The organism is Pseudomonas sp. BT-42-2, from assembly GCF_025847435.2.
GTDB lineage: Bacteria > Pseudomonadota > Gammaproteobacteria > Pseudomonadales > Pseudomonadaceae > Aquipseudomonas > Aquipseudomonas urmiensis.
Genome location: NZ_JAOYTM010000002.1, coordinates 62,254 through 82,180, shown reverse-complemented (window position 1 = coordinate 82,180; position 19,927 = coordinate 62,254). Strand labels below are relative to the sequence as shown.

Annotated in this window: 18 protein-coding genes and 2 pseudogenes; 16 read left to right on the top strand and 4 right to left on the bottom strand. The window is 63.0% G+C overall.

Features of this window, described 5'->3' with window-relative positions; genetic code table 11:
• Nucleotides 1-5 precede the first annotated feature (5 nt).
• The 4 genes and pseudogenes from OIU19_RS01720 to OIU19_RS01705 all read left to right on the top strand — a co-directional run.
• Nucleotides 6-794, top strand: a complete 789-nt coding sequence (locus OIU19_RS01720; RefSeq protein ID WP_264232930.1) for a cyclase family protein — start codon at nt 6-8, stop codon at nt 792-794.
• Nucleotides 795-812: 18 nt separating this feature from the next.
• Nucleotides 813-2,450 carry an arylsulfatase gene (locus OIU19_RS01715; RefSeq protein ID WP_264232928.1) on the top strand — a complete coding sequence of 546 codons (1,638 nt, stop codon included), beginning with the start codon at nt 813-815 and terminating at the stop codon, nt 2,448-2,450.
• Nucleotides 2,447-3,451 (top strand): formylglycine-generating enzyme family protein, encoded by a 1,005-nt coding sequence (locus tag OIU19_RS01710; RefSeq protein ID WP_264232926.1) that lies wholly within the window; start codon nt 2,447-2,449, stop codon nt 3,449-3,451. The genes OIU19_RS01715 and OIU19_RS01710 overlap by 4 nt, the downstream gene beginning before the upstream one ends.
• A 109-nt stretch (nt 3,452-3,560) precedes the next feature.
• Nucleotides 3,561-3,826: pseudogene (locus OIU19_RS01705) on the top strand (calcium channel protein); the annotation flags it as partial.
• Nucleotides 3,827-3,925: 99 nt separating this feature from the next.
• On the opposite strand, the gene OIU19_RS01700 reads toward OIU19_RS01705, so the two are convergent.
• The 3 genes from OIU19_RS01700 to OIU19_RS01690 all read right to left on the bottom strand — a co-directional run bounded on the left by OIU19_RS01700 (nt 3,926) and on the right by OIU19_RS01690 (nt 7,318).
• Nucleotides 3,926-4,861, bottom strand: coding sequence for a VOC family protein (locus OIU19_RS01700; protein WP_264232924.1), 936 nt, complete (start codon nt 4,859-4,861; stop codon nt 3,926-3,928).
• A gap of 22 nt (nt 4,862-4,883) precedes the next feature.
• The gene (locus tag OIU19_RS01695; protein WP_264232923.1) at nt 4,884-6,041 is read right to left on the bottom strand and encodes a S9 family peptidase; all 1,158 of its coding nucleotides are present in this window, start codon (nt 6,039-6,041) and stop codon (nt 4,884-4,886) included.
• 353 nt (nt 6,042-6,394) lie between these two features.
• On the bottom strand, nt 6,395-7,318 hold the full coding sequence (locus OIU19_RS01690; protein ID WP_264232921.1) for a LysR family transcriptional regulator: 924 nt from the start codon (nt 7,316-7,318) through the stop codon (nt 6,395-6,397).
• 219 nt (nt 7,319-7,537) lie between these two features.
• Between OIU19_RS01690 and OIU19_RS01685 the strand changes: the two genes are divergently transcribed.
• The 4 genes and pseudogenes from OIU19_RS01685 (at nt 7,538) to OIU19_RS01670 (ending at nt 10,447) form a co-directional block, all read left to right on the top strand.
• The gene (locus OIU19_RS01685) at nt 7,538-8,665 is read left to right on the top strand and encodes an FAD-dependent oxidoreductase (protein WP_264232920.1); all 1,128 of its coding nucleotides are present in this window, start codon (nt 7,538-7,540) and stop codon (nt 8,663-8,665) included.
• Nucleotides 8,666-8,728: 63 nt separating this feature from the next.
• Nucleotides 8,729-9,118, top strand: coding sequence for a Rieske 2Fe-2S domain-containing protein (locus OIU19_RS01680; protein ID WP_264232918.1), 390 nt, complete (start codon nt 8,729-8,731; stop codon nt 9,116-9,118).
• A gap of 2 nt (nt 9,119-9,120) precedes the next feature.
• Nucleotides 9,121-9,225 (top strand): annotated as a pseudogene (locus OIU19_RS01675) (LysR family transcriptional regulator); the annotation flags it as partial.
• Between the two features lie 532 nt (nt 9,226-9,757).
• Nucleotides 9,758-10,447: a B3/4 domain-containing protein gene (locus OIU19_RS01670; protein ID WP_264232916.1), complete on the top strand. Its 690-nt coding sequence runs from the start codon at nt 9,758-9,760 to the stop codon at nt 10,445-10,447.
• A 354-nt stretch (nt 10,448-10,801) separates the two neighbouring features.
• On the opposite strand, the gene OIU19_RS01665 is transcribed toward OIU19_RS01670, so the two are convergent.
• On the bottom strand, nt 10,802-12,367 hold the full coding sequence (locus OIU19_RS01665) for an IclR family transcriptional regulator C-terminal domain-containing protein (RefSeq protein ID WP_264232914.1): 1,566 nt from the start codon (nt 12,365-12,367) through the stop codon (nt 10,802-10,804).
• Nucleotides 12,368-12,542: 175 nt separating this feature from the next.
• On the opposite strand from OIU19_RS01665, the gene OIU19_RS01660 reads away from it, so the two are divergent.
• The 8 genes from OIU19_RS01660 to OIU19_RS01625 all read left to right on the top strand — a co-directional run bounded on the left by OIU19_RS01660 (nt 12,543) and on the right by OIU19_RS01625 (nt 19,901).
• Nucleotides 12,543-13,352 carry a ribonuclease activity regulator RraA gene (locus OIU19_RS01660; protein WP_264232912.1) on the top strand — a complete coding sequence of 270 codons (810 nt, stop codon included), beginning with the start codon at nt 12,543-12,545 and terminating at the stop codon, nt 13,350-13,352.
• A 3-nt stretch (nt 13,353-13,355) separates the two neighbouring features.
• A complete protein-coding gene (locus OIU19_RS01655; RefSeq protein ID WP_027608974.1) occupies nt 13,356-13,802 on the top strand; it encodes a nuclear transport factor 2 family protein in 447 nt (148 codons plus the stop codon).
• 128 nt (nt 13,803-13,930) lie between these two features.
• Nucleotides 13,931-15,337 (top strand): aldehyde dehydrogenase (NADP(+)), encoded by a 1,407-nt coding sequence (locus OIU19_RS01650; RefSeq protein WP_264232909.1) that lies wholly within the window; start codon nt 13,931-13,933, stop codon nt 15,335-15,337.
• Nucleotides 15,338-15,350: 13 nt separating this feature from the next.
• Nucleotides 15,351-15,644 carry a Dabb family protein gene (locus OIU19_RS01645; protein ID WP_264232907.1) on the top strand — a complete coding sequence of 98 codons (294 nt, stop codon included), beginning with the start codon at nt 15,351-15,353 and terminating at the stop codon, nt 15,642-15,644.
• An 87-nt stretch (nt 15,645-15,731) separates the two neighbouring features.
• On the top strand, nt 15,732-17,021 hold the full coding sequence (locus tag OIU19_RS01640) for an MFS transporter (RefSeq protein ID WP_264232906.1): 1,290 nt from the start codon (nt 15,732-15,734) through the stop codon (nt 17,019-17,021).
• Between the two features lie 34 nt (nt 17,022-17,055).
• Nucleotides 17,056-17,865: an NAD(P)-dependent oxidoreductase gene (locus tag OIU19_RS01635; protein ID WP_264232904.1), complete on the top strand. Its 810-nt coding sequence runs from the start codon at nt 17,056-17,058 to the stop codon at nt 17,863-17,865.
• Nucleotides 17,862-18,950 carry a mandelate racemase/muconate lactonizing enzyme family protein gene (locus tag OIU19_RS01630; RefSeq protein WP_264232902.1) on the top strand — a complete coding sequence of 363 codons (1,089 nt, stop codon included), beginning with the start codon at nt 17,862-17,864 and terminating at the stop codon, nt 18,948-18,950. The genes OIU19_RS01635 and OIU19_RS01630 overlap by 4 nt, the downstream gene beginning before the upstream one ends.
• An 81-nt stretch (nt 18,951-19,031) precedes the next feature.
• Nucleotides 19,032-19,901: an aldose 1-epimerase gene (locus OIU19_RS01625; protein ID WP_264232900.1), complete on the top strand. Its 870-nt coding sequence runs from the start codon at nt 19,032-19,034 to the stop codon at nt 19,899-19,901.
• The last annotated feature ends 26 nt before the right edge of the window (nt 19,902-19,927 follow it).

The window sequence follows — 19,927 nt, the reverse complement described above, 5'->3', positions numbered from 1 at the left end:
CTGCCATGACCCTTGCACGTAAACGCCGCCTCGTCGACCTCTCGGTAACACTGGACAACAACCCCTACACCGACCCGCCGCCGCTGTTGCCCAAGATCGACTACATGGACCACCAGCAGGGTTGGCCAGAAATGGCCGCGATGTTCCCAGGCCTGTCCCTGGACCAGATGCCGGGGCACGAGTCGTGGGCAGCAGAGCGCCTGTCGATCACCACCCACAGCGGCACCCACATGGATGCGCCTTGGCACTACGCATCTACCACCGACGGCGGCAAGCCGGCGTTCGGTATTGATGAACTGCCGCTGGAGTGGTGCCTGCAAGCGGGAGTGAAGCTGGACTTTCGCCACCTGCCCGATGGCCATGTGGTGACTGGCGCCGAGGTGCACGCTGAGCTTTCGCGTATCGGCCATGAGTTGCAGCCGCTGGACATCGTGTTGGTGAATACTCGTGCCGGCAGCCTGTTCGGCGAGCCGGGGTATCTGGAAGCAGGCGTCGGCATGGGCCGTGAAGCCAGTCTCTACCTGCTGGAGCGCGGCGTGCGAGTCGTCGGTACCGACGCCTGGAGCTGGGACGCGCCATTCAAGTACACCCGCGAACGTTTCGCCGAAAGTGGCGATGCGTCAATCATCTGGGAAGGCCACAAGGCCGGGCGCGATATCGGCTACGGCCAGATGGAGAAACTGGCCAACCTTGACAGCCTGCCGGCCAGCGGCTTTTTGGTGTCTTGCTTCCCTTACAAGATCAAGCATGCCTCGGCCGGCTTCGTCCGCGCCGTGGCCATCTTCGAAGAATAAGAACAGGAGCAACTCCCCATGCGATTGCGCATACTGTTGGCGGTCTTGGCGTGCTTTGCGCCAGTGATCGCCGGCGCGGCCGAGCGCCCCAATATATTGCTGATCGTGGCCGATGACCTGGGCTACTCCGACCTCGGCGCCTTCGGTGGTGAAATCGCCACACCGAGTCTCGATCACCTGGCGGCCAGTGGTCTGCAACTGACCAACATGTACGCTGCGCCGACCTGTTCGCCGACCCGATCCATGCTGATGTCCGGCACCGACAACCACCTGGCCGGGCTGGGTACCATGGCCGAAGGGCTGCAGCCATTCCAGCGAGGCAAGCCAGGCTATGAGGGATACCTCAACCAACAGGCGCACTCCATCGCCGGTCTGTTGCGCGATGGTGGTTACCGTACCGCCATGGTCGGCAAGTGGCACTTGGGGCTGGCCCCGGAACAGGGCCCGGACCGTCGTGGCTTCGAGCAGTCTTTCACCCTGCTCGAAGGGGGTGGGGTGCACTTCAAGCCTGCCCCTGGCTCAACCGCAAAGATCGAACAACTCTCTTACCGTGAGAATGGCAAGCCAGTGGAGCTGCCGGACGACTTCTATTCCACGGACTTCTATACCGACAAGTTGCTGGCGTACCTTAAGGCAGGGCAGGGCAGTGGCAAACCCTTCTTCGCGTATGCGGCTTACACCTCGCCACACTGGCCGTTGCAGGCACCGCAGGATTACCTGGATAAATACCGCGGTCGCTACGACGGCGGCTACGACGCGGTTCGCCAGGCGCGAATCGAGCGCATGAAAGAAAAAGGCCTGCTGCCTACCGACTTCCAGAGCGCCGCGCCGCTCCCGGTCACCCCGCAGTTGCCTGGCTGGGACCAACTGGACCCCCAGCGCAAGCGTATCGAGGCGCGCAAGATGGAGATCTACGCCGCGATGGTGGACAACCTCGACCATAACGTTGGTCGCCTGCTGGATTACCTGCAGACCAGTGGCCAGATGGACAACACCTTGATCGTTTTCATGTCCGACAACGGCCCCGCTGGCGAACGCCACGAGCAGTACTACCCCGCCGGGCCGAATACCGACAATCGCCTGGAGAATCTCGGCCGACGCGGGTCGCAGGTTGACTACGGGCTGCGCTGGGCGGAGGTGAGCGCGGCGCCACTGCGGCTGTTCAAGGGCAGCACCGCCGAAGGCGGTATCAGCGTGCCGGCCATCGTACAATTGCCGGCCAGCTTGCGTCGCCAAGGGTTGGAGCGTGGCGTGGCACGGGTGGATGACCTAGCGCCGACCTTCCTCGCCCTGGCGGGGCTGCCGGACCCGGGTGACCAGTACCAGGGCCAGCCCAAGCATCCCATCACCGGCCGTTCCATGCTGCCGATGCTCGAAGGCAAAGGCCGGGCTCAGCCGGTAATGGCCGGTGAGCTGTTTGGCAGTCGCTACTACCGCGAAGGTAACCTGAAACTCCTTGGCCTGGTGCCCTGGAGCATGCCGGGCCAGCCCCAGCCACCGTTGCGTTGGCAGTTGTTCGACCTGTCACACGATCGCGGCGAGCAGCACGACCTCTCCGCCAGCCAGCCGGAAACCACGCAACGCTTGCAGCAGGCTTGGCAGGACTACGCCCGCCGGGTAGGTGTGGTCGCACCGCCTCTGGCCAAGGCTCCATGAGGCGCCAGCTCTTCGTCGTGGGTGGATTGAGTGTGCTGGCCCTGGCGGCGGTCGCTGCGCGGCCGCCCGCCAGCCTGCCCTTGGGCAATGTCGCCGGCTGCGAGGCCTACGGTGGCTTGCCGGCGGGTTGGGGCAACGACCCGCTGGCCGGGATGGTCCGCGTCAGCGGCGGGCGCTTCACCCCCGGCACTGATGGGGGTTATCCGGATGAACGACCGTTCGCCGCAGTGCAGGTCGGCGACTTTTGGATCGATCGCACTGAAGTTACCCGCGCGCAGTTCGGCGCGTTTGTCGAGGCTACCCATTACATCACCGAGGCTGAGCGCTCCGGTGGCGCCGCGTTGTTCCACGTACCACTGGACACGGCCAGTGACGGGTCGGCGTTGCCTTGGTGGCGTTACGTAAGGGGTGCTGACTGGCGCCATCCATTGGGTCCGGACGGGCCGTTGGCCAACCTGGACCAGTACCCAGTGACCTTGGTCACCCTGGCCGACGCCCAGGCCTACGCACAGTGGCGCGGCAACGACCTTCCCAGCGAGGCCGAGTGGGAATATGCAGCGCGGGGTGTTGACCCCTCGCAACGTCTCGGCGAGGAACCACGCGACAGCAACGGCCAGCCCGCCGCAAATTACTGGCAGGGTGTGTTCCCCGTGCATGACGCAGCCGAGGACGGTTTCGCAGGCGTTGCTCCGGTGGGTTGCTTTGCCGCCAACGCCTCTGGGCTGTTCGACATGATCGGCAACGTCTGGGAATGGACGGCAGATGCCCAGTGGAGGCCGCTGATCAGCCACGCCAATGGCGATCCGAGCCAATTGCGTAGCGCGCTTGGACCGTCGCGTCCCCACGTCATCAAGGGTGGCTCCTATCTTTGCGCCGCGTCCTATTGCGCCCGCTATCGCACGGCGGCACGTGAGCGCCAGGATGCGGACCTGGCGACCTCTCATGTGGGCTTTCGCACCATTCGACGCATCCCGGCAACAACCTTGATCCACTCGGAGTGAATCCATGCGCTTGCTTCCCATGCTCTGAGGCGCGTGCGCGCACCCGATCGTTTCCAATACTGCAAAGGCTGATCAAGAGCACAATGCCCGGCGCCTGCTGCAGCAGGCCGTCTTTGTCATTAACCTCGATATCCAGCGCTATGTCGCTCACGGCTACAACTTGCGTCTACTGGACGTGGAATTCACCCAGGTGCGAGCCCCGGACGGCAAGCCGGTGGGTGAGCCAATCCTGGCGCTTATGAAAAATCGTAAGGAGGGCGGATACGCTTACCGGTGGAAAACCCTGTCACCGGCAAGGTAGAGGACAAATATGCGCTACTGCGCAAGACTGGCAATCGGCTGGTGGCGGTAGGGTGTTACAAGCAGTCTGAATGACGCCTCGCCAACCGCTTGCCGGAAAACGAAGAGCGGGTCGCCCCAGGGGATCGGGGCGACCCGCTCACGGCGTGTTAGCGTCCGTGGAGCCGGCGAACCTCAATGTTTGGGTGGCGGGCCGCCAGGGGCCCATTTTTCCTGGTAGTGGAAGAGGAAGTACTGCGAGTTATCGGCACCGGGCGCTGCAACCCGCGCGGTCCAGCGCTCGTCATGCAGGTCCATGTCGGCGTCGTATTCCACGTGGCAGCCCATGGGGCTGTTGAAGTACCAGAACCAGTTGGACCCCAGCTGGTGACGCCCTGGACCCCAGAACGACTCATAGCCTTTCTTGACGAAGCGGGTGCCGGCAATCATCACCTCGGTTGGGCCGCCCATGTGGAAGGTAAAGTGTTCGATACCCTTCATGAACGGCGGCGTCTGGATCAAGAACAGGGTGTGGTGGTCCTGGGTGCCAGCCGGGCGCAGGAAGGGCCCGGTGTCGACGAAGCGATCGGTGCAGACAAAACCCAGGCGGGTGTAGAACGCTTCTGCCTTGGCGTGGTCAGGCACGAAATAGACAACATGCGACAGGCTGCGAGGCAAAGCCGGCATGTCGCCGCTGGCACCCAGCGAGTTGATCGCGCGGCCCAGCTCTGCGCCGGGGGCGTTGCTTATTTCGCCGGGCATTGCCAACGGGCGGCGCAGGGTGATGCGAAAACCCAGGGCGAAGCCCATGTCGTCTACCACGCGCAAAACGCCGTCTTCCCCACGCACTACGGTGCGGTCCTTGGAGAGTTCCGCCTCGATGGCCTGCAGGGTGGCTTCGTCGGCGACGCCGTAAACGGTTTCGCGCAGTGTGTTCGCGGTCTCCATGGCTTTGGGCAGGCGTGGATCGTCGCGGTGGCGAATTTCAATGCCGGTGCCGTCCAGGGCCTCGAGGTAGCCGCCGGCGTCGTCCAGCTTGGCCGGCTTCAAACCGTAGTCGGTGAGGTACTGCACGCAGGCGTCGACGTTGTCGACGCCGAACACAAGGTAATCAGGTCCGATGATCTTCATGGTCGGTTTCTCTTCTTGTCTATCAGGCGGTACGACCACCGAGGTTTTCGGCGACCCAGTCGGCGATGTACTGGCCGGCGTTAATGGAGTTATCGAAGCTGGAGTGCTGCACACCGCCTTCGCGCGGGGTGAAAATCTTCAGTTCGCGCTTGGGGCTATTGACCAGTTGTTCGTAGGTGCGGTGGGCCCATTTGAGCGGGATCTGTGAATCCTGTTCGCCATGGGTGACCAGGAACGGCACCTTGATCCGCTCCACCACGCCGTCCAGGTGGACGTTTTCGGCGATGGTCATGAATTCGTCGATGTTCTTGCCGCCCCAGACCCAGCGCACGTGCTCCCAGTAGTGCGGCACCGGGAAGCTACCTTCGCGTTCCAGGCGGCGCTTTTGCACGTCGCGCCAATCGTGGTTAGCGCCCCACACCACGCCACAGGCAAACCGCGGCTCGAAAGCCACTACGCGTGGGCAGTAGTAGCCGCCCAGCGACACGCCTTCGCAGCCGATGCGCTTGGGGTCCACATCCTCACGGGTTTCCAGCCAGTCGAACACGCGGCTGCCCCAATGCTCGGCGTCATAACGGGCTTTCAGGTCGTGCAGGCGCAGTGCTTCGCCGGTGCCCGGTTGGTCGATCACCAGCGATGACACGCCCCGCTTGGCGAGCCAGGCCGGCAGGCCAACCCGGTATTTCATTTCTTTCGTGGAATCCAAGCCGTTGAGTTGCAGCAGTAGAGGCGCCGGGCCCTGCACGCCTTCGGCACGGATGAATAGCCCGGAAATGACTTTGCCCTCGTAGGGGATCTCGACCCGCTCGCAGTTCTCGCCAGAGAGCGCGATGCCGCGGGCGAAGGTGTCGAGGAAGCGTTGGTAAAGCTCCATGCGACCTGGGGCGCCGTGAGCTTGCAGGCGTTCACCTGTGAGGTAGTACGTTGCGGCACGGTTGTACTTTTCGCCGGCCGAAAGCAGGTGGCCTTTCTCTTCGTCCTCGCGGGCCAGGTCACAGAGTTTGTCGGCCGTCTTCGACCAGGCTTCTCGAAAGGCGCGGGTTCCGGCGGCATCAGGTTGCTTGGCGGCTTCCTGAAGCGGTTCGCACATTTCGACGATTTCACCGATGCGCGCGCCCATCTCGATAGCGAGGTTTACCGAGAGGTTCCAAACGTAGTTGGTGGGAAAATAGCGGAACATATTGTTGTTTTTCCTTCTGCTGGTCCTGGCCGCCATCGACCCTGCATAGCCAGGGCTATCGCCCGAGGCGCTGTTCGCAGATCGGCACGGCTCAAGTCGGGCAACCCGGTGTGAACGCTCCCGCATCAGCCAGTGGCGCGGGCGTCGGCCGCCCCTTGGGGCAGCTTGCGCAACCTCGCATGGGCCAAAGGATTGGACAAATCGCTTGTTCGGATGCCAGCTATCGGATTGCGAGATACCTGGCGTGCCGCCGTGACGGCAGGCATGGCGAACGCTTAAGGCACGCATCGCCAGTATCGATTGGTTGGCGCATCCGGGATGGTTCCGCAGCGGGATCCCGGATGCCGAGGGGCTCAAGCGGTAACGCCAGACTCTGGGCGGTTGACCATCTCTGTCAGCTTTTCGCGCAGCCAGCGCAGCATGGGGTCACGATCCAGGCTGCGGTGCCAACTCATGTATTCCTGCATGGCCGGCAGCTCCACCGGCGGCGGCAGGATGCGCAGCGGCAGGTTGCGTGCATAGAGCCGCGCCAGGCGGCTGTGCATGGTGGCGATGCGTTGGGTGCCGATGACCAGTTGCGCCAAGGTGTTGAAGTCGTGGGTGATGACTTCCACGCGGCGTTTGCAGCCGTACTGGCTCATGAACCACTCCTCAATACCGGGCGTGCGGCTGCGCCCGAAGGCGACGCCGACATGCCCCAGCTCAAGGTAGCGTTCCAGTGTCAGGCGCTCGCCGATGCTGTGGTTCTCGGCGCACACTACGCAGACGTGCTGTTCGTCGAACAAGAGCTGTGAGGGGTGCTCCTTAACGATGAAGTGCTCTGGCGCGATCATCAGGTCCACTTCGCCACGCATGAGCATTTCCTTGGCGGTCTGGCCGGGGCTGATGAGTTCGAAGGTGATGTTCGGGGCTTCGTGGTTGATCTCGCGTATCGCCTCGGCGAAAAGCACGCTGATCAGGTAGTCCGAGGCCATGATGCGGAAGTGACGTTTACTCCCGGAGATATCGTGCACCGGTTTGGCGGTGATGGAGGTCTGGATTTTCAGCAGCACGTCGCGAACCGGCAATTCCAATTCCTTTGCCAGCGGGGTGGGCATCATCTTGCGACCCACCTGTACCAGCAGGTCATCTTCGAAGTAGGTCCGCAGGCGTCCGAGCACACCGCTGGTGGCCGATTGGGTCATGTGCAGGCGGGTGGCGGCACGGGTGATGTTCTGCTCTTCGAGCAGTACATCCAGCGCCACCAGGAGGTTCAAATCCAGGTGTTTAAAACGCATCTCGGGCATCTCTTTTTGTATTTATTTTCGCGATACCCTGCATCCCGACTAACGATTAGTCAAATTGTTCCTGCCTTCCTAGCCTGTGCTCCTAAGGGCCTCTCTGTTGTTGTGCTACCCAGCCACGCTGGCGTGGTCCCGGTCAAAACACTGTTAATGCTCGGGTTGTCACGCTCGCGATCGACCCTGCGCTACCACAACAAAAACAAGGATTAATCCATGAGCAGCGATATCAGCAAGGTACTCGTAGTCGGCGGCGGGATTGGTGGCCTCTGCGCGGCCATCGCATTGCGCCGTCAGGGCGTCGCGGTGGACCTGGTGGAAATCAAGTCCGAGTGGACCGTCTATGGCGTCGGCATCATTCAGCAGAGCAACGTTGTGCGAGAGATGGCCCGCCTCGGGGTGCTCGAAGGCTACCTCGAAGCGGCCTACGCCTTCGAGGACGTTGGCATCTACGATCTGCAGGGCAATGCCCTGGTACGCATCCCAGGCCAGCGCCTGGCCGGCCCGGAGTATCCCGCCAACGTTGGTATTTCGCGCCTGTCTCTGCACCAGGTGCTGAGCACCACTGCGATCGAGCTTGGCACGCAGGTACGCCTTGGCTTGTCGGTAGAATCCTTCCAACAAGACGCGGCCGGCGTGGATGTGAGCTTCACCGATGGCAGCGCTGCTCGCTACGACTTGGTTGTGGGGGCCGACGGCGTCTACTCGAAGGTTCGCGGCATGCTCTTTGGCGACACCTACAAGCCGCGTTTCACTGGGCAGGCCGTGTGGCGCTACAACTTTCCTCGACATCCTTCCATTGATCATCTGGCGAGCTATGTCGGCGCTGAGGGCAACGCCGGCCTGGTACCGCTGTCCCACGACCTGATGTACATGTTCTCCACCTCCCACGAGCCGGGTAACCCCCGCTATGAACCGGCACAATTGGCCGAACTGATGCGTGACCGCATCAGTAAGATCGAGGGCTTGGTGGGCGAACTGCGCGAGCAGATTACCGACAGCAGCCAGGTAGTCTACAAACCCATGGAAGTGGTGTTCGTCAACGGACCTTGGTTCAAAGGTCGTGTTCTGCTGATTGGCGACGCGGCTCATGCAACCACGCCGCATCTGGGGCAGGGCGCCGGGATGGCAATCGAAGACGCACTGGTTCTTAGCCTGGAGCTGTGCGCCAATGGTTCGGTACAAGAGCGCCTTCAACGTTTCATGACGCGCCGCTTCGAGCGCTGCAAGTACATCAGCGAGAACTCGATCATGGCCGGGGAGAGAGAAATGGCTCGCGACGCGACGTTCGATCGCATCGGACTGACCAAGGCAATGCTCAAGCTGACCGCCGAACCGATCTGAAACGGCTGGCCGTGGCGACTGTTCCGCTGTTTACGCGCTCCCCCATGAGTTATCGAGGTCTCTGTGCCCCAGCATCTGACATTGCTTTGCCACAACGACCAATTGGAGGAAGGCCTTGCCCGTGGATTCGACCCCTGGGACCAGGGGCGGGACACTGTGCTTGCGTTGCGCTGGCGTGGCCAGGTGCGTGTCTATCGAAACCTGTGTCCGCACCTGGACGTGGCCATGCAGTATCGCAAGGATCGCTTTATGTCTGGCGATGGCAGGCACATTGTATGCTTTGCTCATGGCGCGCTGTTTCAGCCCGACAACGGCTTCTGCGTGCTCGGCCCCTGCCAGGGCCAGTCACTGCAAGCACTCACAGTAATGGTCGACGTTTCGGGAAACGTATGGCTGGAGGAGGGTGGCTCTCGGGCAAACGATGAGGCTACTGCGAGCGCCTCCATGGACTAGACCTGAACCTGCTGGTGGTGCTGGACGCTGTGTTTGTCGAGCAGCACGTCACGCGCGCCGCGGTGCGCCTGCACCTGGCCCAGTCAGCGGTCAGCGCGTGTTTGTCCTCGTGGGCGGCGCCATGCTGCCCACGGCGCTGATGCAGTCTATGCACGATGGGCATCCGTTGCCATGGACAGGGTGAAGGTCTCTATTGATTTGAAGCTCTGAGCCGCATCGTTAACGGCAGCAGCACTTAAAAGTCCCCACGACAAATGCCTACGTCCCGTACACGAAGCTTGGTTAGCCGCCCTCCAGGAAAGCAGGAATCAAACGGGCCAAATCTCGGACAGCAGAACCTTCTAAGTAAAGGGCGTACATCGTCCCGCCCCCGAGTTTTCTCCTCCAATCTAACCCGCGCGTTCGAGCCATATCGGTTCATCTCAAGCTCTATAAGGATTTCTTATGCTGCATGATGGCAAATCATTAGATCTAATGACGCGAGCTGGTTAAAACTAACTGTATCTATCCACTCGCTGCAGAGAAAGTAACCTTGAAATACAAGCTGAAATCGCTCGCCCACACTCTCACTATCTTTGGCACGGCATGGGGTAGCTACACCATGAGAAACATTCAGCGTTAGTCGCCGTGGAGGCCAGCATGTCGTTTGTCACCCCAATCCTTGACCCTCAAATAGCTGACATTGCTCCAGGTTTTCGAGCGCTGAGCATATGTGTGGAGGCCTCGGTGATTGAGCACCCTCAGGTTTCTGCCGAGTCCCTTGAAAAGGCGTGCAAGTCGCTAATCGCTGACTCCCCGGTTTGGGCCGAGCGTCATATGGCTGCGTGGGCCAATACGTTCAGGCTTTTCGGCGCGAAACCACAGCGCACCCCGTGTTCAGCCGAAGCTTTACGAAAACGTGTCCTGCGAGATGGGAGCCTTCCCAGCATCGACCCCATTGTTGATCTGTACAACGCAATCAGCATCAAGTACGCCATCCCCGTTGGCGGAGAAAATTATGATGCTTACTTCGGTGTTCCACGGTTGACCATCGCCGATGGCACGGAGCTGTTTGAGACAACCAAAGATGGCAATGCAGCAAACGAGTCTCCCGAAAAAGGCGAGGTCATATGGCGAGATGATCACGGCGTGACCTGCCGCCGGTGGAACTGGCGCCAGGGTACCCGAACCCGACTGGATTCAAACACAAAGCGGATGTGGTTCATTCTCGAAAGTCTTCCTGATATGCCGATGGAGGCCCTGATCGCTGCCGGTGCCGAGCTGAGCAGCGGACTCCGGCAGGTGATGCCTGACGCAAAAATTGAATCTCAAGTGATTGAATTTTACTGACCGGAATAACTCATGTTCACAGGTTGGCTGTGCATCGGCTACGTCAGCGACGCCATCCATACTGGGGTGTTGCCCAAGGCATTCCATAGCGCCTGGGCCATTTGCGCGATGAGGTGTTGGGGATCGTGCTCAGAGGCTGTCAGGATCGCTGAAGAACATTTGGACAGGGTTCTAGGGCGGCATTTCAAGTTCGAAAGATCATAAATGTACCCCCACAAGTACCCTCGGTACCCCAGCAGGATGCGCGATCGGGAATGGCGATTTCTGACAGCTGTCGAGGTGGTGCATATTGGGCCTCAGTGTATCGCCATGGTATCGAGTCTGTGTTTGGTCGACACGTGCGGTCGTTGAAGCTCAAGTCTGCATTTGCATAAGGCATCCTGAATTCGGCGCGCTGGCCAAGGTTTCCAGTTGCAATGCATGGCGAGCACTGGTGATGAACAGGAGGGTGCCATCTTCCCCACCAAAGCACAGATCGGTCGGGCTCGGCACCGGCAGTCCGATCATCTGGTCCAGATTGCCCTCGGCATCGAAGCGCGCCAGGCTCCAGCCGTCCAGCTGCGTGGTCCAGACACCTCCTTCACCATCCAGCGCCAACCCGCCCAAGCTGCCACCGCCACGCGGCAGCGAGGCCAGCCGGCGCACGCTGCTGCTGCCCGGCTGCATCAGCAGGATATCTCCCGCTTCCGGCGCCAGGGCATAGACTGCTTTGCCCTTGGCATCCCAGCGAAACGCACTGACCGGCTCCGGCAACGACCAGCCATGACGCAGTTCGCCCTCGGCGCTGAGTTCGCCGATCAAACAGCCATTGCCACTTTTGGCACACGCCCACAAGGTGCCGGATGGATGCATGGCCAAGGCCAGCAGGCGGCTGCCGAGCAGATCCTGGCGCGGGTGTTCTTTGCCATCCCAGTCGATCAGTGACCAGCCGCCGGCCTGGGCCACCAGCAGGCCGTCTGGGTGAAGCTCCATGCCGCGTACCGGGAAGTCGAGGCGGGTCAGCAGGCGGCTGCTGCGGCCGTCCCAGCAATGGATGGCCGGCGCCAGGGTGTCGGCCCAGTACAGCATGCGCTGGCCGGCGTGCCAGCGCGGGAACGCGCCGTGAAACGCCCAGGGGCCAGGCAGCACGCTGAGCTCGCTGGTGGCACGCGGGGTGGTGTCCGGGCGCAGTTGCTCACCGACCCGGCGCGCCGCGTCAGCCAGTTCCGGGCCGAGCAGGGTCAGGCGCTCCAGTGTCAAACGGTAGGCCGGCCCGGCCACGCTCAGGGCGCCGCGAACCAAGCCCTGCTTGTCGACGATCGGCGCGGCGACGCAGCGGATGCCCAGGCGAATTTCCTCGTCATCAAGGGCGTAGCCGCGCACTTGGGTAATCTGCAATTCGGCCAGCAGCCGGCGGCGGTCGGTGATGGTCAGCGGCGTCAGCGGTGCCAGCACCAGGCCCTTGAGGATCTCGTCACGGGCCGAAGGGGAGAGCGCGGAGAGGATCGCCTTGCCCTGGCCGGTGCAGTACACCGGCTTGCCCTGGCCGAGGCTTGCGGCCGAGCGCTGGGTGTGGGCGCCGTCGCAACGTTCCAGCGAGAGCACCTGATTGCCGTCGAGCACCGCCAGGTAGGAGGTTTCGCCGGTGAGGTCGCGCAGGGCACGCAGCTCGGCGCTGGCGGCGGCCACCAGGTCTGGTTCCAGGTAGGCATTGCGGACCATCTCCAGGTAGTTGAAGCCCAGACGGTAGACCTTGCGTGTCGGGTCGCGGCGAATCATGCCGCGCTCCACCAGGGTGGCAATGATGCGGTACAGCGTGGTGCGCGGCAGCGGCACCTGCTCGGCCAGCTCGGCCTGGCTGATGCCGGTGGCGGTTGCGCCAATGGCCTGGAGCACGTCCAGGGCCTTTTCGAGCGCGGCGGTGCCTTCACCTACTTTCATTGTTTGATTCCCATCTGTTGGAACTCGACTGTCTGAGCACCCATTCTGCCCCTTTTTATTCCGGCTTTGCGCCATAGAATCGGCCTCAGCAGGGCATTCAGTGAACGCATGTTCCATATGTTGGGAATTTGCCCTGGCCGCCCATCGGATGAACCCGCGAGGAGAACCTACAACAATGTCCGTCATCCACAACTACGCCGATGCCCATGAGAGCGTCTCTGGCAAACAGGTCGTCGTCAGCGACGAAGTACTGGCCAAGCTCGCCACCTGCAGCAGCGGTTCGCTGACCACCCAGCTGTTCAAGCGCGGCTTCCGTCAGCCTGCGCTGGTCGGCCTGCGCGCCATGTGCCGTGATGCCAAGCCGTTCGCCGGGCGAGCCTTCACCATGCGCTTCATCCCCGCCCGTGAAGACATCGACACCTACTCGACCATGACCACCAAACCCAACGACGACAACCTGCAATGGGTGGGTGTGGAGCAGATCCAGCCGGGCGACGTTCTGGTGATCGACAGCCGCAACGACCCGGCCGCCGCGTCGGCCGGCAACATCCTGGTGACCCGCCTGCTGGCCCGTGGCGCTAAAGCCATCGTCACCGATGGCGCGCTGCGCGATGGCAGCGAGATCGCCGCCATGCGCCTGCCGGCCTATGCCCGCGAGATTACCGCGACCACGCGTATTTCCTATCACCACGTGGCTGACCTGCAGGTGCCGATCGGTTGCGCCGGCGTGGCCGTGTACCCGGGCGACATCATTGTCGGTGACGCCGACGGCCTGACCGTGGTTCCTGCGCACCTGGCTGAAGAGTTGGCCGAGGTGTGCAGTGTGCAGGATGACATCGAAAGCTACCTGGCCATGCGCATTGCCGCAGGCGAGCCGCTGTGGGGCGTGTACCCGCCGAGCCCGGCGTCGGTGTCCGACTACCACGCCTGGGTCGCCGCCGGCCGCCCGGCCATCGCGTCGATCATCGATCGCGAGGAGGGCTGAGCCATGGCCGAGCACAAGCATGCACAACTGATCCGCCGCTACTTCGACGCCTGCAATGAAGGCGACTACGACAAGCTGGTGTCCTGCTTCACCCCGGACGCGGTGCATTACTTCCCCTCGGGGTTGCCTGAAATTCCGTGGCGCACCGCCGACACCATCGCCCGTAAGTGGGTGTGGTGTGTGGAAAACCTGGGCTCGCAGTGGACCATCGAGAAGATCCTGGTCAGCCACGACAGCAACGAAGCGGTGATCGAGTGGACGCACTGGAAGAGCAAACTCGGCACGGCCCTGCGTGGTGACGAGTGGTACGTGTTCGACGAGCAGAGCGGCTTGATCAAGGAGATTCGCGCCTATTACGCCTCGCCGGCCGACAAGGACGTGGTGATCAACGAGCTGGTCGATTTCGACTATGTCGGCCGTGGGTATCACCTGGAGCCGAAGGCGCGTTAAGGCCACTGGCCTCTTCGCGGGCAATCCCGCTCCTACAAGTACTGCACCGCTGCTGAGCCCTGTGCTGTTCCTGTGGGAGCGGGCTTGTCCCGCGAATGGCCACACCGCAATTGTTGAAGGAGCTCCCCATGACCACCCCGCAAAACCCGAATTTCGCCGCCATCGACGCAGTCGTCGCCCAAGCGGCCACCGCCGCCGACTTCTGGGCCGATTCCACCGCCACCCAGCGCGCCACCCTGCTGCGCGGCCTGGCCGATGCCCTGGAACAGCAGCAGGCTGAGCTGGTCGCCATCGCCGACCGCGAAAGCGGCCTCGGTGAAGCCCGCCTGAACGGTGAAGTGGCCCGCACTGCCTTCCAACTGCGAGGTTTCGCCAACGAAGTGGAAGCCGGTGTGCCATACCGTCAGGTCGATGATGAAGCCATTGCCGGTGCGCCACCTGCCGGCCGTCCGCGCCTGACCCGCGTGCAGCGCCCGCTGGGCCCGGTGGCGATGTTCTCGGCCAGCAACTTCCCGTTCGCCTTCTCGGTACTGGGCGGTGATACTGCGTCGGCCTTGGCGGCCGGTTGCCCAGTGGTGATCAAGCCGCACTCCGGCCACCCGGAACTGTCGCGCGCTGTTTTTGCCTTGGCCGCTGGCGTGGTCCACGCCCAGGGCCTGCCGGCAGGCCTGCTGACCCTGGCCGAAGCGCCCAATCGTGCCGCGGGTACCTACCTGGTCCAGCACCCATCAATCGCTGCCGTGGCCTTCACCGGCTCCTACCAGGGCGGCAAAGCCCTATGGCTGGCCGCCAATGACCGTGAGCGCCCGGTGCCGTTCTTCGGCGAGCTGGGTTCGATCAACCCGCTGGTGGCCTTGCCAGCCGTGCTGGAAAAAGACAGCGAAGCCTTGGCCAGGACCCTGGCGGGCTCGATCACCCTGGGTTGCGGCCAGTTCTGTACCAGTCCCGGCGTGATCGTGCTGCTCGACTCACCCCACAGTCAGCGTTTCGTCGCCCAGTTGGCCGAGGCCATTGCGCCGATTGCCACGCACCGTATGCTCACCCCGGGCATGCAGCAAGGCTTCGAGGCGGCAGCTGCCACGGTAGCTGCCAATGCCACAGCGGTGTTCGCCCCGCAGGCCGATGGGGCTGGCCCGGCGCCACGGCTGTTCGCCAGCGATGCGGCATCGTTCATTGCCAACGCTCACCTGCGTGAAGAAATGTTCGGCCCGGCGGCGCTGATCGTCACCGCGCGTTCCGTGGCCCAGGCGGCCGAAGTGCTCGAAGCCATCGGCGGTACCCTGACCACTACTTTGTGGGGCCTGGACGCCGACAACGCCGATAACCGCCAGTTGCTGCGCGCGGCCCAGCGAGTGTCCGGGCGCGTACTGTTCAGCGGCGTGCCGACCGGCGTTGCCGTGTGCCACGCCCAGCAGCACGGCGGGCCATGGCCGTCGTCCACCGCGCCACAATCCACCTCGGTCGGCTTTGCCGCCATCGAGCGCTTCCTGCGCCCGGTTGCGCTGCAGGATGCACCGGCCTGGGCACTGGGCTGAGGAGGGCAGGGCGATGATGCGACATATCGTGCTGTTCCGCCGCCTGCCGGGCGTCGAGGCGCAGCCTGAACTGGAATCGGTGCTGGTGGCGCAGATGCGCAACCTCACCGAAGAAATCGACTTCATCCGCGACTGGCGTGTCGCGGCCAACGAACTGGATCGGCCGATCTGCTGGGACTACATCCTCGAGTCCAGCTTCGACGACGCCGACGCGGTACAGCGTTACCTGCCACATCCGGCGCACCAGGCCCTGGTCGCCGACCTCAAGCAGTACTTCGAGTGGGTGGCGGTGGATTACAGCGTCTGATTGACCCCAGAGGCACCTGGCCCTCTGCGGGGGCCAGGCGTTATAACAAAAAAGATCCGGCATCACAGGTGCCGGGCGGAGTCGTACATGAACAAGAAAAAGAATTATCGCTGGACGATCCTGACCATGTTGTTCCTGGCCATGATCATCAACTATGTGGATCGGGCTGCCCTGTCGATCGCCATGCCGTTCATTACTCAGGAGTATCACCTCACGCCCGCCGAGAAGGGCATGATCTTCAGCAGCTTCTTCTTTGGCTATGCGCTGTTTTGCTTCGTCGGTGGCTACCTGGCTGACCGTTTCGGTCCAAAGCGTGTACTGACCTGGTCGATGAGCTTCTGGTCGGTGCTATGCGGCTCCACCGCACTGGCTTTCAACTTCTGGTCACTGCTGATTGTGCGCGCTCTGTTCGGTGTCGGCGAAGGCCCGGTGTCGACCACCGCCAACAAGACCGTCAACAGCTGGTTCCCGATCAAGGAGCGCGCCCGCGCCATCGGCATCAACCAGGCTGGCGGCCCGCTGGGCGGCGCCTTGGCGGGCCCGATCGTGGGCTTTCTCGCCCTGTGGCTGGGCTGGCGCGTGGCTTTCGTAGTGATCGCGGTGATCGGCGTGCTGTGGGCCATCGCCTGGTATCGCCTGGCGGCCTCTACTCCCAAAGAGCACCCGCAGGTGTCGGCCGAAGAGCTGGCGCTGATCAACGAAGGTCGTGAGGCCCCGGTCACTGCCGTCGCAGACGCGCCGCGTACTCCGGTGCTGCAGATTATCCTGCAGCGTTCGGTGCTGGTCACTGGCGTTTCGCTGTTCTGTTACAACTATATCCTGTACTTCTTCATGACGTGGTTCCCCAGCTACCTGATCGAGGCCAAGGGCATCGACCTTAAGGCCATGAGCATCGTCACCGCACTGCCGTGGCTGGTGGGTACCGTCGGCTTCATCTGTGGCGGGCTGCTGATCGACTGGGTGTACAAGCGCACCGGCAAGCAAATGTTCTCGCGCAAAGTGGTGCTAGTCAGCTGCCTGCTGGTGGCTGCGGTGTGCATCGGCCTGACCGGCCAGGTAGAAAGCGTGACCAGCACCGTGGTGGTGATGACCGTGGCCATTGGCTTCCTGATGCTTACCGCGCCAGCCTACTGGTCGCTGATCCAAGATGCCGTGCCGGACCATCAGGTAGGTACTGCCGGCGGCTTCATGCATGGCCTGGCCAACCTGTCCGGTATCGTTGCGCCGACCGTGACCGGCTTCATCATCCAGTCCACCGGCACCTACAGCAGCGGCTTTGGTCTGGCTGCCCTGCTTGGCATCGTTGGTGCGCTGATCGTGGCCTTGTTCGTCGGCCAGAAGCCGGCTCGGCAAGCCAACGTCATCGCTGCCGCTTGAAATGACTGCTACCCACGTTTTACGGGAATACACCATGCCTACGCTTCTAGTCACCGGCGCCGCCGGAATCGTCGGAACCGCCCTGCGCCCCTACTTGCGCGAGCGCTTCAACCTGCGCCTGCTGGATCGCCGACCGGTCAGCGAGCTGGCGGCCAATGAAACCGCCCTGGTCGGCGACCTGACCGACCCGGCTTTCGTCCGCCAGGCCTGCGAGGGTGTCGACGCGGTGCTGCACCTGGCCTGTGCCCACGGTACCGATATCCAGTTCCAGGCCACGGTAGAGCCCAACTACCATGCCACCTTGTACCTGCTCGAAGCGGCCCAGCGCGCCGGGGCGCGGCGTTTCGTGTTCGCCAGCAGCCACCATGTGCTAGGGCAGTACCACACACAGGCTGCCGAACAGTTCGATGACCACCCGGTGGCACCGGACAGCTATTACGCGTTGAGCAAGGTGTTCGGCGAAGCGGCCTGCGCCACCTTCTCCCAGCGCAGCGAGCTGGCCACGTTCATCGTGCGCATCGGCAACGCCGACGCCAAGGTCGCCGATGCCCGTCGCCTGCGCCTGTGGACCAGCGCCCGCGACCTGGCTCAGCTGGTGCTGATCGGCCTGGAGCACCCCGAGGTGCGCCATGAGATCGTCTACGGCGTGTCAGAATGTCCCCAGGCGCTCTTCCACAACAGCCGCGCCCGCGCCCTGGGCTACCGGCCGCAGGACAATGCGGCCGAGCACCTGGCCGACAACTTCCTCACCTATGACGCTATGGCCCCGGTCGGCTCCGGCCGTGACCATGTCGGCGGCGCCTATGCCGGTGTGGCCCTGGCCAGCGTTCTGGAGCAAGCATGAAGATCGTCCGTATCGATACCCAGATCGTCGAAATCCCCTTCCACGACGGCGGTCGCGGGTTGGGCGGCACGCCTTCGGTCTGGCGCACACTGGAGAACGTGCTGGTGCGCGTCGAAGACGAGCTGGGTAACGTTGGCTGGGGCGAGGCGTTCGGCTACTTCGTCGCCGACGCGACCAAGGCCCTGATCGACCGGCTGGTGGCGCCCCAAGTGGTGGGCCGCGAGGTCACGGATATTCCGGCGTTGAACCTGGAGCTGCAGCAACGCCTGCACCTGTTCGGCCGCTACGGCGTGACGATGTTCGCCGTTTCCGGCCTCGACATCGCCCTGTGGGACCTGGCCGCCCGCCGGCAACGCCTGCCGTTGCACCGCCTGCTCGGCCAGGCCTATCGCGAACAGGTACCGGCCTACGCCAGCCTGGTGCGTTACGGCGATGACCAGGTGGCCCCGGCCACCTGCGAAAAAGCGCTGGAACAGGGGTTCAGCGACATCAAGCTGCATGAGGCCACCCTGCATGACATCGGCGCTTGCCGACGTGCCATTGGCGATGACGTGCCGCTGTCCACTGACGTCAACTGTTCCTGGACCGTGCAGGGTACCCGCGACTGGCTGCCGGCGCTGGCAGAGCTGAAGCTGGCCTGGCTGGAAGAGCCGATCTTTCCGCCCGAGGACTTCACTGCCCTGGGCAGCCTGCGCGGGCAGGGCGTGGATATTTCTGCCGGGGAAAACTGGTGCACCGCCGTGCAGTTCGAGCAGGCCCTGGTGACTGCTGCAGTGGACTCTATCCAACCGAGCGTGACCAAAGTCGGCGGTATTTCCGAATGCCTGCGCATCGACCGCCTGGCCGAGCAGCATGAGGCGGTGATTCTGCCGCACTGCCCATACTTCGGCCCGGGCCTGGTCGCCACCCTGCACCTGGCCGCGGTACAGCGGCGGGTGCCGCAGGTGGAATACCTGTTCGTCGAGCCGGCTGGCTGGTTGTACCCGGTGGAGCAACTGCGCCAGGGCAACCAGTTGCAGATCCCTCAGGGCCCAGGTTTAGGCTTGGACATCGACCTGCAAGTGGCCGAGCGCTTCCGCCGCTAGCCGACCCTTTACCGCTTCACCGCCGTGCCTCGGCACGGCGGCAGGGGCCGTGCATGCCTGAAAAATGGCATTGGAGGTTCTATGCACACCGTGGTTCTGAGCAATGCCACCTGGTCGCTGGGCGTGCTGCCGGCCTGGGGCGGGCGTATCGCCCATCTAAATGCCGAGGGACTGGACATCCTGCTGCCGATCAACGCCAGCCAGTTCGACCCACTGGACTGGCCACGGGCCGGCGCCTATCCGCTGATGCCGTACTCCAACCGCATCCGCAATGCGCGGTTGCAGTTCGCCGGCACCGAACACGCGCTTCCTGCGCATCCGGCTGCTTGGCCCCATACCTTGCATGGGGTGACCCACACCCAGCCTTGGCAAGTGGTGACCTCAGGCAGCGATCACTTGAGCATCGCTTGCGACTATCAAGGCGAGCACTGGCCCTGGGCGTTTCGCGCCGAACAGCACTTCGCATTCGACGGCGCACGCCTGCGCATCACCCTGGTACTGATAAACCTGGGGCAGACGCCCATGCCTGGCGGCCTCGGGCTGCACCCGTATTTCCAGCGCCACCCTGGCATGCGCGTGCATTACCGCACCGGGCGCGAATGGCAGATCGACGGGGAGTACATGGCTACTGGCGCGTACCAGGAGGGTGCCAGGGACTGGTCGATCAACGCGGATGCCGGCGAGCCTCTCGCGCAGTATCAGTCGCGCTGGGATGGCCAGCTGCAAATCGATTACCCCAATGGCCATGTGCACCTTCAAGCCTCGCAGGTGCTGAATCACTTCGTTGCCTTCGCCCCGGTCGGCAGCCCTTACCTGTGCCTGGAGCCGGTGTCGCATCTGGCTGACGCGTTCAACCAGCCCCGCGACAGCTGGGCCCAAACCGGCACCCATGAACTCGCCTCGGGCCAGCGCTTGGAGGCCACCCTCGAATTCACCTGGCAACACCGCTGACGCAGCACCCCACATACCTATAAGAA

Coding starts and splice junctions, on each gene's coding strand:
- OIU19_RS01720 (WP_264232930.1), top strand. CDS start 6: ATGACCCTTGCACGTAAACGCCGCCTCGTCGACCTCTCGGTAACACTG.
- OIU19_RS01715 (WP_264232928.1), top strand. CDS start 813: ATGCGATTGCGCATACTGTTGGCGGTCTTGGCGTGCTTTGCGCCAGTG.
- OIU19_RS01710 (WP_264232926.1), top strand. CDS start 2,447: ATGAGGCGCCAGCTCTTCGTCGTGGGTGGATTGAGTGTGCTGGCCCTG.
- OIU19_RS01700 (WP_264232924.1), bottom strand. CDS start 4,861: ATGAAGATCATCGGACCTGATTACCTTGTGTTCGGCGTCGACAACGTC.
- OIU19_RS01695 (WP_264232923.1), bottom strand. CDS start 6,041: ATGTTCCGCTATTTTCCCACCAACTACGTTTGGAACCTCTCGGTAAAC.
- OIU19_RS01690 (WP_264232921.1), bottom strand. CDS start 7,318: ATGCGTTTTAAACACCTGGATTTGAACCTCCTGGTGGCGCTGGATGTA.
- OIU19_RS01685 (WP_264232920.1), top strand. CDS start 7,538: ATGAGCAGCGATATCAGCAAGGTACTCGTAGTCGGCGGCGGGATTGGT.
- OIU19_RS01670 (WP_264232916.1), top strand. CDS start 9,758: ATGTCGTTTGTCACCCCAATCCTTGACCCTCAAATAGCTGACATTGCT.
- OIU19_RS01665 (WP_264232914.1), bottom strand. CDS start 12,367: ATGAAAGTAGGTGAAGGCACCGCCGCGCTCGAAAAGGCCCTGGACGTG.
- OIU19_RS01660 (WP_264232912.1), top strand. CDS start 12,543: ATGTCCGTCATCCACAACTACGCCGATGCCCATGAGAGCGTCTCTGGC.
- OIU19_RS01655 (WP_027608974.1), top strand. CDS start 13,356: ATGGCCGAGCACAAGCATGCACAACTGATCCGCCGCTACTTCGACGCC.
- OIU19_RS01650 (WP_264232909.1), top strand. CDS start 13,931: ATGACCACCCCGCAAAACCCGAATTTCGCCGCCATCGACGCAGTCGTC.
- OIU19_RS01645 (WP_264232907.1), top strand. CDS start 15,351: ATGATGCGACATATCGTGCTGTTCCGCCGCCTGCCGGGCGTCGAGGCG.
- OIU19_RS01640 (WP_264232906.1), top strand. CDS start 15,732: ATGAACAAGAAAAAGAATTATCGCTGGACGATCCTGACCATGTTGTTC.
- OIU19_RS01635 (WP_264232904.1), top strand. CDS start 17,056: ATGCCTACGCTTCTAGTCACCGGCGCCGCCGGAATCGTCGGAACCGCC.
- OIU19_RS01630 (WP_264232902.1), top strand. CDS start 17,862: ATGAAGATCGTCCGTATCGATACCCAGATCGTCGAAATCCCCTTCCAC.
- OIU19_RS01625 (WP_264232900.1), top strand. CDS start 19,032: ATGCACACCGTGGTTCTGAGCAATGCCACCTGGTCGCTGGGCGTGCTG.